Below are 11,802 nucleotides of genomic sequence, written 5' to 3'. Positions count from 1 at the left end.
GGCGACCACGCCGGCGGCGGGCGGGTCGGTCGAACCTTGGGAGTATCGATTACGGCAGTCTTTCGCAGAAATCGTCACGGATTCAGTCTCCGATAGCCAGCTGAACAACTGATTCTTAATGCGCGCGCAACATTCGGCGACGTACGGTGGGCACATGCGCAACGGTGACGTCTCCTTCTGGCACTCCACCACCGGACCGTCGGCCATCCGGCCACCGTTGCCGGGTGATCGCGACGCGGACATCGCGATCGTCGGCGGCGGACTCACCGGCCTGTGGTCGGCGTACTACCTCGCCGAGCGCTTGCCCGACGCGCGCATCGTCGTGCTCGAGCGCGAGTTCTGCGGTTTCGGCGCCAGCGGCCGCAACGGTGGATGGCTCTCGGCCGAGGTCGCGGGCAATCGCCGCACCTACGCGGCGGTCGCCGATTCCCGCGGTCGCGACGGTCTCGACGCGAATCGCCGTCTCACGGCGACGATGCGGTCCGGCGTCGACGAGGTTCTCGACCGCATCACCAACGAGTCCATCGAGTGTGGCGCGGTGAAGTCGGGGGTCCTGCACATCGCCCGTTGCGCGGCACAGGACGCCCGACTACGCGCCGAGATCGAGCACGAGGAGCATCTCGGTGGTCGATGGGAGTATCTCGACGACGTCGCCGTCGCCGAACGGATCACCGTTGCGGGTGCACGATCGGCGATGTACTCATCTCAGTGCGCGCGGGTGAACCCGGCAAAGCTCACCCGGGGCGTCGCCGACGCGGTGGCCCGCCGGGGCGTACAGATCTTCGAGGGCACCACCGTCACCGGCATCGGTCCGCGCCGGGTCGACACCGATCGCGGTGTGGTGCGGGCCGAATCGATTCTGGTCTGCCTCGAGGGCTTCACCGCCACCATGCCCGGTACACACCGCAAGCTACTGCCGATGAATTCGTCGATGATCGTCACCGAGCCAGTCGACGACGAGATCTGGGACCGCATCGGATGGGGCGGGTGCGAGCTGCTGGGCGAGACCGCTCACGCCTACACCTACTCGCAGCGCACCGCCGACGGCCGGATTGCGTTGGGCGGGCGCGGTGTTCCCTATCGATTCGGTTCCGGCATCGATGATCGTGGCCGGACCCAGGAGCGAACGACGGCGTCCCTGATAACCGCGTTGCACGAGATGTTCCCGGCCACCGCGGACACCCCGATCGCCCACACCTGGTGTGGGGTGCTGGGGGTGAGCCGGGACTGGTTGGCGTCCATCTGCTACGACCCGGTCACCGGAATCGGTTCTGCCAGTGGATATGTGGGATCAGGTTTGACCACCACCAACGTGGCCGGGCGAACGCTGTGCGACCTCGTCGCCGGCGACCGCACCGATCTCACCGACCTACCGTGGGTCGGACACCGCACACGCAACTGGGAACCAGAACCGCTTCGTTGGCTCGGCGTGGCGACGATGTACGCCGCCTACCGCACGGCCGATCGACGTGAACTGGCCGATGGCTCATCGCGGACGAATGTCATCGCACGGATGGCCGACCGGGTGTCGGGTCGGTCCTGAACCCCGACACCCGGTGCGACTCAGTAGGTTTCGAGCACCCTGACTTTCACCCGGTGATCAGTACGCCGCGCCCGGCGCGAATTCCTCGAGCACTTCGGTCACGAGCGCAGCGATCGGCGACCGTTCGCTGCGGGTCAGCGTGATGTGCGCGAAAAGTGGGTGGCCCTTGAGCTTTTCGATGACTGCCGCCACCCCGTCGTGTCGTCCGACGCGCAGGTTGTCGCGCTGCGCGACATCGTGGGTGAGCACCACCCGCGACCCCGACCCCAGACGCGAGAGCACGGTCAGCAAGACGTTGCGCTCCAGCGACTGTGCCTCGTCGACGATCACGAACGAGTCATGCAATGACCGGCCACGAATGTGGGTGAGCGGCAACACCTCCAGCATGCCGCGTGCCAGCACCTCCTCGATGACTTCTTGCGAGGCAAGGCCTTCCAGCGTGTCGAACACCGCCTGCGCCCACGGGCCCATCTTCTCGTCGGCGCCGCCGGGTAGGTATCCGAGCTGCTGTCCGCCGACCGCGTAGAGCGGCCGGAAGACGACCACCTTGCGCTGGGTCCGTCGTTCGAGGACGGCTTCCAGTCCGGCACACAAGGCCAACGCGGACTTGCCGGTTCCGGCCTTGCCGCCCAGCGACACGATGCCGACACTGTCGTCGAGCAGCAGATCGAGCGCCACACGCTGTTCGGCGGAGCGCCCGTGCAGACCGAAAGCCTCGCGGTCGCCGCGCACCAACTGCACTTGCTTGGCGTCGTTCACCCGGCCCAGCGCACTCGACGAGCCCTGACCGATCAGCCGAACCCCGGTGTGGCACGGCAGTTCCCGGGCTGCATCGATGTCCACGACGCCGTCGGCGAACAGGGTGTCGATGGCGGGCTGGTCGACGTCGAGTTCGGCCATCCCCGACCATCCGGAGACCACGACATCCTGGGCGTGGTACTCGTCGGCGGCCAGGCCCACCGCGCCGGCCTTCACCCGCAGCGGCGTGTCCTTGGAGACCAGGGTGACGTTCTTACCCTCGGCCCGCAGGTTGAGTGCACACGCGAGAATCCGTGAATCGTTTGTCTCCGTGCGGAATCCGGCCGGCAGTACGGCCGGATCGGTGTGATTGAGTTCCACCTGTAACGTGCCGCCCTCGTCCCCGATGGGGAACGGCATGTCGAGTCGACCGTATTCCAGCCGCAGATCGTCGAGGAGCCGCAAGGCCTCACGTGCGAACCAGCCGAGCTCGTGGTGGTGACGTTTGCCCTCGAGTTCGCCGATGACCACCAGCGGAAGAACCACATGGTGTTCGGCGAAACGGGTGACCGCCCAGGGATCTGAGAGCAGGACGGAGGTGTCGAGGACGTAGGTGCGTGTGGTCACGTGGGCTCCTACATTTGTGCGGCGCCCGCACAAACCAGTTCAAGTCGACCGGCTGGGTCTCGGTCCGCTCCGGTTAGCCGAAGTGGACGGGGACCGGGGCCGGCCCCCTCGCGCTGCTCTTGCAAACCACGAATGAGAACCTCCCGGACGAACCGCTTCCCCGCGGCCCGTCACTCGCCAACGTACGCGGTGTGGCGCGTGGCGGCGCGCCGGAGAAGGTGTGTCGGCGTGAATTTCGCGTAAACGCACGTATCGTTTGAGCGAAGTGACGATGGCGCCGCCACCGGGAGAAAAGCCGTGCTCAATCGGCATGTCCGGAACAGTTTTCACCGCCGGTGACTGGCCCGGGACAGCGCCGGAACCGCGTGCGACGCGAGACCGCGGCACCCGCTCACGCACACACTCCCGGCACCCACGTGATCGCGGGGTACCGGGAGTGTGGTGAGTTGGCGGACTATCGGCCGGCGAGCGCCTGGATGCGCTGCCGTGCGGCCTGCGCGTCGTCACCGAGTTCCTGCAAGCTCTCGAGCTTGAGGCCGTCGGCGATGGCGGCGGCGATCGCGGCGTGCGTCTCGCCGCTCTCGTAGTCGGCGATCAGCGCGCGCTCCGCGTCGAAGTCGTCGATGTCGAATCCGATGGGCTCGGTGGTCAGTCGGGCCAGCGCCTCGTCGACGGCGATCACGGTGGCGTCCTGATCGGCGACGAGCCCGGCACCGAGGAAGTTGGTGAAGGTCCGGGCCTGCAGTTCGTCGTCACCGGCGATCTTGGTGAGGATCGTCTGGTAGACGTCGTCGGTCACCGCGGTCGCCAGACGCTTGACGTAGTGCACGCACTGGTACTCGTGCACCGCCATCAATGCCAGGACGTCGAGCGGGCCGAGATCCCGGACGAGCTCGGGACGCTGGCGGTACCCCTTGGTGACGTGCTCGCGACGACGCTCCTCGGCATCGACCGGGTCGATCGCGCGACGCACCACCAGGTAGTCGCGCAACACGATGGCGTGCCGGTTGTCCTCGGCGGTCCACACCCCGACGAGCTGACGCCAGTCGGAGAACGCCGGGAAGTGCTTGGCGAGCACACGGTGGTAGGACGGCAGGTTGTCCTTGGTGAGCAGCAGCGCGAGGGTGCCGGCGCGCGCCTCGTCGGACAGCGTCGCCTGCGACGGATCCCAGTCGTCACCGCCGAGGAAGGCAAAGTTGCGGCCGTCGTCCCACGGCACCCAGTCGTGCGGGTTCCAGGGCGTGGCCGCCGCGGCGTGATCCTCGGCGATCTCCGGAAGCGCCTTCTCGAGCGCAATGATCAGGTCGTCTTCGGTGAGTGCGTTCATCGCGTAAGAGGATACGGATGCGTAACCATCGGGGGCAATCCGGACATCGCCTGCGTGGCGCGCCGCCCGCCGCGACGGCCGATCAGATGCGGCTCATCAGCCCCCACGACTCGAGCCCGTCGTAGAGGGGGAAGTCCAGCGCGAGACGCGACACGCGTGCCCGCAACGCCGAGGTGTCGGCGCCGGTCCCGGCGGCCAGCGCGGTAGCGATGATGTCGGCGACCTCGGTGAACTGCTCGTCGCCGAACCCGCGGGTGGCCAGCGCGGGGGTACCGATGCGCAGTCCCGAGGTGACCATCGGCGGGCGCGGATCGAAGGGCACCGCGTTGCGGTTCACGGTGATGCCGACCTCGTGCAGCAGATCCTCGGCCTGCTGGCCGTCGAGCGGGCTGTTGCGCAGGTCGACGAGCACCAGGTGCACGTCCGTGCCGCCGGTGAGGACCGAGACACCGGCCTTGGCGACGTCGGCGCCGGTGAGACGGTCGGCGAGGATCTTCGCGCCGGACAGGGTGCGACGCTGCCGCTCGGCGAACTCTTCGGTGCCCGCGATCTTCAGTGCGACCGCCTTACCGGCGATGACGTGCATGAGCGGACCACCCTGCTGACCGGGGAACACCGCCGAGTTGAGCTTCTTGGCCCATTCCTGCTTGGCCAGGATGATGCCCGAGCGCGGTCCGCCGAGGGTCTTGTGCACCGTCGAGGAGACGACGTCGGAGGCGGGTACCGGGTTGGGGTGCAGCCCGGCGGCGACCAGGCCGGCGAAGTGGGCCATGTCGGTCCACAGGTAGGCGCCGACCTCGTCGGCGATCGAGCGGAACGCGTCGAAGTCGAGGGTGCGCGGATAGGCCGACCACCCGGCGACGATCACCTTCGGGCGGGTGTCGAGGGCGATCTTGCGCACCTCGTCCATGTCGATGCGGAAGTCCTCTTTGCTCACGCCGTAAAAGGCGTTCTCGTAGAGCTTGCCGGAGAAGTTCAGTCGCATCCCGTGGGTCAGGTGCCCGCCGTGTGCGAGGTCGAGACCCAGCAGGGTCTCACCCGGATTCATCAACGCCATCAACACCGCGGCGTTGGCCTGCGCGCCCGAATGCGGCTGCACATTGGCGAAGTCGGCTCCGAAGAGCGCCTTGGCCCGGTCACGCGCGATGTCTTCGACGACGTCGACGTACTCGCAACCGCCGTAGTAGCGCCGACCCGGATATCCCTCGGCGTACTTGTTCGTCAGGACGCTGCCCTGCGCCTGCAGGACCGCGCGCGGGACGAAGTTCTCCGACGCGATCATCTCGAGGGTGTCGCGCTGCCGGCTCAACTCACCGTTCATCGCGGCGGCGACGTCGGGGTCGACGTCGACCAGCGACATCGCGTTCACCGACGTCGAGTTCACGGACTGTGCGGACGAGGCGTTCTCGGTCATGCCCGCAAGTCTATGGGCCCGGCGCCCGCTGACCGAATCCTCCCCGGACCCTCCGCTGCGGACCTCCGGGGCGAGGTCAGGCGGTCGCGCCGAGTTCGGCTCGCAACGACGCCGGGATCAATGGCTCGTCGAGCAGCCGCCCGAAGCGCGCGGCACGATCGGCACCGCCGATACCGGGGGCATCGGAGTCGAGCCAGCGTTCCAGCAGACGGTAGCCCTCGACGTAGGTGGAGATGTAGGCGCGCCACAACGGCGAGGTGAGAAAGCGCAGCATCTGTCGCGCCCGTTCGGGCGGCGCGAGGAGCCAGCGCTGCAAGAATTCGGCGACGGTGTCGGCGTCGCGGTGCTGATCGTGCAGCATCAGGGCGGCGTCCTGGCGCACGCCGAGCAGCCCGGCGGTCGCCCGGCTCACCTGTTGTGCGTGCTGCCCGTCGAACCGGAGGCCGAGATCGGCGTAGATCTCCTGCGCCCACACACCCCACTCGGGCCCGACGATCGCGTGCAGGGCGTGGTCGGCCAAACCCTCGGCCATGAGGCATTGCGGGGTGTTCACGAGAAAGATCGTCTGCTCCTGCTGTCCCCCACCGACGAGTCGCTGCTCCTTGCGGCAGTGTTCGGTGTGATGACCCGGATAGGCCTCGTGGGCGATCAGGTGCGGCAGGTTCGACATGTGTTGTGTCAGATCGACGTTGATCGCCACCCGGGAGCGATAGTCGCCGAGGTAGTAGTTGAATCCCGACCACGGCTTGTCGGTGACCACCTCGAAGTCGACGATCTCGGAGTCGGGCAGCGGATAGGTGGCGCGCACCCGCTCACGCAGTGCGCCGCTGAAGGCACGCACGCACTCGTCGACCCGCTCCGGCGGGATCTCGTCGGCACGCCGATGGCGGGCATAGGCCGCCGCCAGCGCTTCCCCCGAACTTCCCGGAACACCGAGGGCCGCAGCGAGTTCGGCGTGCGCCGCCCGATAGATCGCCGGGTCCTCCGGCTCGATGTCGACGTCGAAGTACGCGCGCACCTCGTCGACGAAACCGATGTCGTCGCCGGCGAATTTGCGGGCCGAACACTCCAGCGCGCGCAGGTGGGTGCCGACGAAGGCGGCACGGTCCGGATCGAGGTCGCCGGGTAGATCGGCGAGCAGTCCCCGTGCGACGTCGGCGAGCTCGGCGGGTTGCGGTGCCGGTGCATTGCCCACCGCGGCACGCAGGTTCGGGTCGCCGGTGTAGGCGTCGACGAATCCCTCCTCGAGGCGATCGAAGGCCAGCCCGAGCCGGAGGTATGCGGTGACCACGTCGGACGATGAGGTGCTCGCCTGGGCAGGAGACATAGTCGGACACGCTACCCACCACATCGCGTAACGGCCACGCCGTCATGTCGCGTTCGTCCCGATAGGGCACCGACACCGCCGATTCTGCGGTGCTTATAGGGTGGGTGGCATGTCGAGCACCCATGCAGCGACCGTCACGGATCCGGTGCTGCGCTGATGGCACGCCACTCCAGCGATCGCGATCCGAGCCTGTACATGGAACTCGACCGCAAACAGTGGCGTGAACTGCGTGAATCGATGCCGATGGTGTTGACCTCCGACGAACTCGATCAGCTCGTCGGCCTCGGCGAACAGATCGACCTGACCGAGGTCGCCGAGGTCTACCTGCCGTTGTCGCGACTCATCCATCTGCAGGTGGCCGCGCGACAACGACTGTTCGCCGCGACCTCGACCTTCCTCGGCGACCGCCACGGAGAAAAGCAGGTCCCGTTCGTGATCGGCATCGCGGGCAGTGTCGCGGTGGGCAAGTCCACGACCGCGCGTGTGCTCGCGGCGCTACTCGCACGCTGGGAGTCGCACCCCAAGGTCGATCTCGTCACCACCGACGGCTTCTTGCTGCCGACCGCGGAGTTGGAACGTCGGGCCATCATGCACCGCAAGGGTTTTCCCGAGTCGTATGACCGTCGGGCGCTGTTGCGCTTCGTCACCGAGGTGAAATCGGGCGCCCGGGAGGTCACCGCGCCGGTCTATTCACACCTCACCTACGACATCGTTCCCGATGTCCGCCACTACATCCGCCAGCCCGACATCCTGATCCTGGAGGGGCTCAACGTCTTACAGACCGGCCCCACCCTGATGGTGTCGGACCTGTTCGATTTCTCGATCTACGTCGATGCCAAGACCGACGACATCGAGAAATGGTATATCTCCCGGTTTCTGCAGATGCGGTCGACATCGTTCGCCGACCCCAATTCGCACTTCCACCACTACGCGTCGTTGACCGACGACCAGGCGATGATCGCCGCGCGGGATATCTGGACCTCGATCAACCTGCCCAACCTGCGCGAGAACATCTTGCCGACCCGCCCCCGAGCGAGTCTGGTGCTCCGCAAGGACGCCGACCACTCGATCAATCGGGTTCGCCTGCGCAAGTTGTGAACCCGCGGACACTCCCTAGCGAGCCCAGGGCGGAGTGATCGTCTCCCCGGAGTCGGTGACCGCGGTCAGGCCGGCCGGTGCGGTGACCCACACCGTCGCCTCCGCCGATCCCGGATTGTCCAGCCGCACTCGCGATCCGGCCGGCACGTGGACGACCGACCCCGCCGCCAAGGTGTGCCGCCGACCATCAAGCTCGCACTCCGGCCCCCCGGTCAACACCAGAAAGACCTCCTCGCGATCCACCCGATGCGCCGTGCCGATCTGTTCGGATTCCAGAACCGTTCGCCACGCACATAATTCGGCACTACCGCGCGACGGCGCCACAAAGGACTCGAACCGCGCACCATGCATTCCGTGAACCACCGGTCGAACGACGACAGACATGACAACCACTCCTCATCAGACAGTTAAACTGTCTTTATAAGACAGCTAGACTGTCCACATGTCAACCCCGGGTCCCCCGATGGCCGACCTTCCGTTCTTGCTGATGCGCGCACAGTCGGCGGTCACCGAACACATCAACTCCCGGATCGTGGCCCACGGACACCCGGGCCTGCGTCCGGTGCACGGACTGGTGTTTGCGCGGATCGCCTCCGCCGGGGCGACGGTCAACGAGATCGCCGCACATCTCGGGGTCACCAAGCAATCGGCCGCCGCGATCGTGGAAACGCTGGAGGATCAGGGCTATGTCACACGCGGGCCGCATCCGACCGATCGGCGGGCGCGGCTGGTCGAACTCACCAGACGCGGTCGGGCGGTGACCCGGCTGGCCGCGCAGAGCGCCGCCGACGTCGCCGCCGACCTCGAGCGCGACATCGGGCACGACGCGATGGCGACGGTCGTCGGCGCATTGCAGCGGCTCGGCACGGACGCCACTCCCCGCCCCCTGTGGTGACTCGTGTCGACGAAAACTCAGGAATGCACTGTGCGCTCGTCGAGACCGGCGGGATAGCCCCCGGTGAGGGCAATCCGGTTCCAGACATTGATCATGGCGATCGATGCGAGCACCTGACCGAAGGCCTCGTCACCGAACACCGAACGCACCCGCTCGTAGACCTCATCGGGCACCCCGTCGTCGCCGATTCGAGTAACGTATTCGGTCAACTCCAATGCCGCTCTGGACTTCTCGTCGAACATCGAAAGACATTCACGCCACACCCCGACCATCCCGAGGGTGATCGGATCCATGCCCAGACCGAGCGCATCGGAGAGATGCATGTGTAGGCAGTACGCGCACCCGTTGAGTTGCGAAGCGCGGATCTTCATGAGTTCCACCAGCTCTCGATCGAGCCCATCCGCCGAGGCGCGCTGAAGGGCGACGAGCGCCTTGTAGACACCGGGGTTGGCCGTCGGCAACCAATAACGTACGCCATCAGGCGTCACCGGGCTCATCGCGACACCCGCTCACCGCGCCGGGCGAGCCAGGTCTCGACGGTTGTGTCGGTCTGCACGAACCCGTCGCGCGGCAACAACCCGTTCGTCCGAAGCGCCGGACCCCCGATACGCACCGGAATCACACATCGTGGGGAACCGTCTTGACGAGCAACATCTTTCGCCAGATCGGCGAAGTCCAGTACCTCCGGCCCGGCCACCTCGACATCGCCGCGTGCGGGTTCGAGCGCCGCATCGGCCACGGCGTCGGCGGCGTCGGCAGCAGCCAACGGCCGACACCTCATGCGCGGCACCATCGCCACCGGCCCCAGACTCATGCGCCCGAGCAGTTGCTCGGCGAGTTCGAACCATTGGGCCGAGTGCACCACCCTCAGCACCTCGGGCCCGAGCAACTCGCGGTAGACCCGCTCCTGCTCACCCTTGCCCTGGTAGTAGCCGAACTTCGCGTTGACCGCCGGATCGGCGGCATTGATGATCGACAGGCAGACAACACGGCCCACCCCGGCGGTGACCGCCCCCTCGGCGATCCGCCGCGCAACCGTGCCGAAGAAGTCGACGGCGACCTTGGCACGAGTGGTCGTGACGTTGACACAATCGACGATGACATCGGCACCTGCGCACGCCTGCGCCACGCCGTCGCCGGTGTACGCATCGACACCGGCCGACCTCTGCGCGGCGACCACCTCGATCCCTCTGCCCTGCAACGTTTCGCCCAGGTGGCGTCCGATCTCACCGCTCGCCCCGAACACGACTGTCCGCATCCCTTGCCTCCTCCGGTTTCACATCTCGAGTGTCGTGTCACCTACGGTAGGGAGTAATTGCACCGGAAAAGAGGTCCAATCCGATGGCCGAAAAGAAGGTCAATTCGACCGAGGGCGACCCGTGGGAGCGTGTGGCGGCACGCCTGGGCACCGACCTGTTCCTCGATCTCCAGCCGGACCCGTCGACGACGGCACGAGGACGCGGAGCCATGCGACGCCGCGCTCTCGCCGACGCCCTGCGCGACGCCATCTCCGATGGTCGGCTACCCCCGGGAACCATGGTGCCGCCGTACCGGTCGCTGGCCGCCGATCTCGGACTCGCCCGCGGCACGGTGGCGGCCGTGTACGCCGAACTCGTTGCCGAGGGCCGCCTCACCGCGCGTCAGGGCTCGGGCACACGAGTGGCCGGCGGGATACATCCGCAGCCGGCCAGTCTGGCGCCACCAACGGTCACCCTGCCCACTGCAGACCACGATTTCGCTCTCGGGCAACCGAATCCGTCGCTGTTTCCGCGGTCGGCATGGGCTGCCTCGACACGACGTGCACTGAACGGCGCCTCCGACTCCGTCTTCGCGCCGTCGGCACCCAACGGCAGCGAGACACTGCGCACCGAACTGGCCGCCTACCTCGCCCGTGCCCGCGGCGTCCGGACCAGCCCGGACTGCATCGTGTTGACCACCTCGGTCAGTGGGTCGCTGGATCTGTTGTCGCGCACCGTGTTCGGGAGGAAAGTGGCTGTCGAAAGCCACGGCCTGCCGTTCCATCGGGAGGTCATCGCCCGGCGCGGTGTCGCCACCTCGCCGCTACCCGTCGATGCCCGGGGTGCCGACGTGTCGCGTCTGGCCGACTCCGGCGTCGACGCCGTCGTGCTGACGCCGAGTCATCAGTATCCGTTCGGCGTGGCACTGGCACCGGATCGGCGCGCGGAGGTCGTCGAGTGGGCCACGCGTACCGACGCGGTGATCGTCGAAGACGACTACGACGGCGAGTTGCGCTACGACCGTGACCCGGTGGGAGCGCTGCAGGGTCTCGCACCCGACTCGGTGATCCAGACCGGATCGGTGAGCAAGAGCCTCTCGCCCGCGGTGCGGATCGGCTGGCTCGTCCTGCCGCCGCGGCTGGTGTCGTCGGTCATGTGGGCCAAGGGGGTTCGCGAGCCGGACGCCTCGATCGTCGATCAGCTCGTGCTCGCCGACATGATCGCGGCCGGCACCTACGACACCCACATCCGGCGCAGCCGTCAGTTCTATCGCGCGCGGCGCGATCACCTCATCGCCCGGCTCGCCGCCGATGGGATCGAGGTGTCCGGCATCGCGGCCGGCCTGCATGCGGTGATCCCGCTGCCGGTCGACGTCGAGCACCGACTCCTGCGGGACTGTCACGCACGGGGTTTCGCCTTCGGCGGCCTCGACGCCATGCGCCACCCCGACGCCGATCCGCCCGTCGACGAGAACGGCGTCGCTCAGGGCGGGCTGGTCGTCGGATTCGCGAGTCCGGCCAACTCGACCTTCGTCCGCGACGTCGACGCCCTCGCCACCCTGATCACCGAGTACCGCTGACCGACGAAGTGCCCGG

The 11,802-nt window shown here is 67.3% G+C and carries 11 protein-coding genes; 4 read left to right on the top strand and 7 right to left on the bottom strand.

Annotation, left to right across the window (positions count from 1 at the left end; all coding sequences use genetic code 11):
• Positions 1-118: 118 nt before the first annotated feature.
• A complete protein-coding gene (locus AC5ZH6_RS08380) occupies positions 119-1,543 on the top strand; it encodes an NAD(P)/FAD-dependent oxidoreductase (protein ID WP_020171763.1) in 1,425 nt (474 codons plus the stop codon).
• 57 nt (positions 1,544-1,600) lie between these two features.
• Here the strand turns inward: AC5ZH6_RS08380 and phoH2 are convergent, their stop codons facing one another.
• The 4 genes from phoH2 to AC5ZH6_RS08360 all read right to left on the bottom strand — a co-directional run bounded on the left by phoH2 (position 1,601) and on the right by AC5ZH6_RS08360 (position 6,976).
• Entirely contained in the window at positions 1,601-2,908 is a 1,308-nt protein-coding gene (phoH2, locus tag AC5ZH6_RS08375) for an RNA 5'-3' helicase PhoH2 (RefSeq protein ID WP_006372263.1), read from the bottom strand.
• Positions 2,909-3,362: 454 nt separating this feature from the next.
• Positions 3,363-4,235 carry an acyl-ACP desaturase gene (locus AC5ZH6_RS08370; RefSeq protein WP_006372264.1) on the bottom strand — a complete coding sequence of 291 codons (873 nt, stop codon included), beginning with the start codon at positions 4,233-4,235 and terminating at the stop codon, positions 3,363-3,365.
• An 82-nt stretch (positions 4,236-4,317) separates the two neighbouring features.
• Positions 4,318-5,649, bottom strand: a complete 1,332-nt coding sequence (gene glyA, locus AC5ZH6_RS08365; protein ID WP_014359439.1) for a serine hydroxymethyltransferase — start codon at positions 5,647-5,649, stop codon at positions 4,318-4,320.
• A 76-nt stretch (positions 5,650-5,725) separates the two neighbouring features.
• Positions 5,726-6,976, bottom strand: coding sequence for a hypothetical protein (locus AC5ZH6_RS08360; RefSeq protein WP_020171764.1), 1,251 nt, complete (start codon positions 6,974-6,976; stop codon positions 5,726-5,728).
• Between the two features lie 156 nt (positions 6,977-7,132).
• On the opposite strand from AC5ZH6_RS08360, the gene coaA reads away from it, so the two are divergent.
• A complete protein-coding gene (gene coaA / locus AC5ZH6_RS08355; protein ID WP_006372267.1) occupies positions 7,133-8,074 on the top strand; it encodes a type I pantothenate kinase in 942 nt (313 codons plus the stop codon).
• A gap of 15 nt (positions 8,075-8,089) precedes the next feature.
• Here the strand turns inward: coaA and AC5ZH6_RS08350 are convergent, their stop codons facing one another.
• Entirely contained in the window at positions 8,090-8,458 is a 369-nt protein-coding gene (locus AC5ZH6_RS08350) for a cupin domain-containing protein (protein WP_014359437.1), read from the bottom strand.
• Between the two features lie 58 nt (positions 8,459-8,516).
• Between AC5ZH6_RS08350 and AC5ZH6_RS08345 the strand changes: the two genes are divergently transcribed.
• The gene (locus AC5ZH6_RS08345) at positions 8,517-8,969 is read left to right on the top strand and encodes a MarR family winged helix-turn-helix transcriptional regulator (protein ID WP_020171765.1); all 453 of its coding nucleotides are present in this window, start codon (positions 8,517-8,519) and stop codon (positions 8,967-8,969) included.
• Positions 8,970-8,986: 17 nt separating this feature from the next.
• Here the strand turns inward: AC5ZH6_RS08345 and AC5ZH6_RS08340 are convergent, their stop codons facing one another.
• Both AC5ZH6_RS08340 and AC5ZH6_RS08335 read right to left on the bottom strand, forming a co-directional pair.
• Positions 8,987-9,466 (bottom strand): carboxymuconolactone decarboxylase family protein, encoded by a 480-nt coding sequence (locus AC5ZH6_RS08340; protein ID WP_006372270.1) that lies wholly within the window; start codon positions 9,464-9,466, stop codon positions 8,987-8,989.
• Positions 9,463-10,227 carry an SDR family oxidoreductase gene (locus AC5ZH6_RS08335; RefSeq protein WP_020171766.1) on the bottom strand — a complete coding sequence of 255 codons (765 nt, stop codon included), beginning with the start codon at positions 10,225-10,227 and terminating at the stop codon, positions 9,463-9,465. The genes AC5ZH6_RS08340 and AC5ZH6_RS08335 overlap by 4 nt, the downstream gene beginning before the upstream one ends.
• Before the next feature lie 83 nt (positions 10,228-10,310).
• Between AC5ZH6_RS08335 and pdxR the strand changes: the two genes are divergently transcribed.
• On the top strand, positions 10,311-11,786 hold the full coding sequence (gene pdxR / locus AC5ZH6_RS08330) for a MocR-like pyridoxine biosynthesis transcription factor PdxR (protein WP_020171767.1): 1,476 nt from the start codon (positions 10,311-10,313) through the stop codon (positions 11,784-11,786).
• The last annotated feature ends 16 nt before the right edge of the window (positions 11,787-11,802 follow it).

The sequence above is a fragment of the Gordonia sp. YC-XJ4 genome (assembly GCF_059511865.1).
The sequence above is the reverse complement of the archived record's forward strand: the minus strand, read 5'-3'. Positions and strand labels throughout refer to the sequence as shown.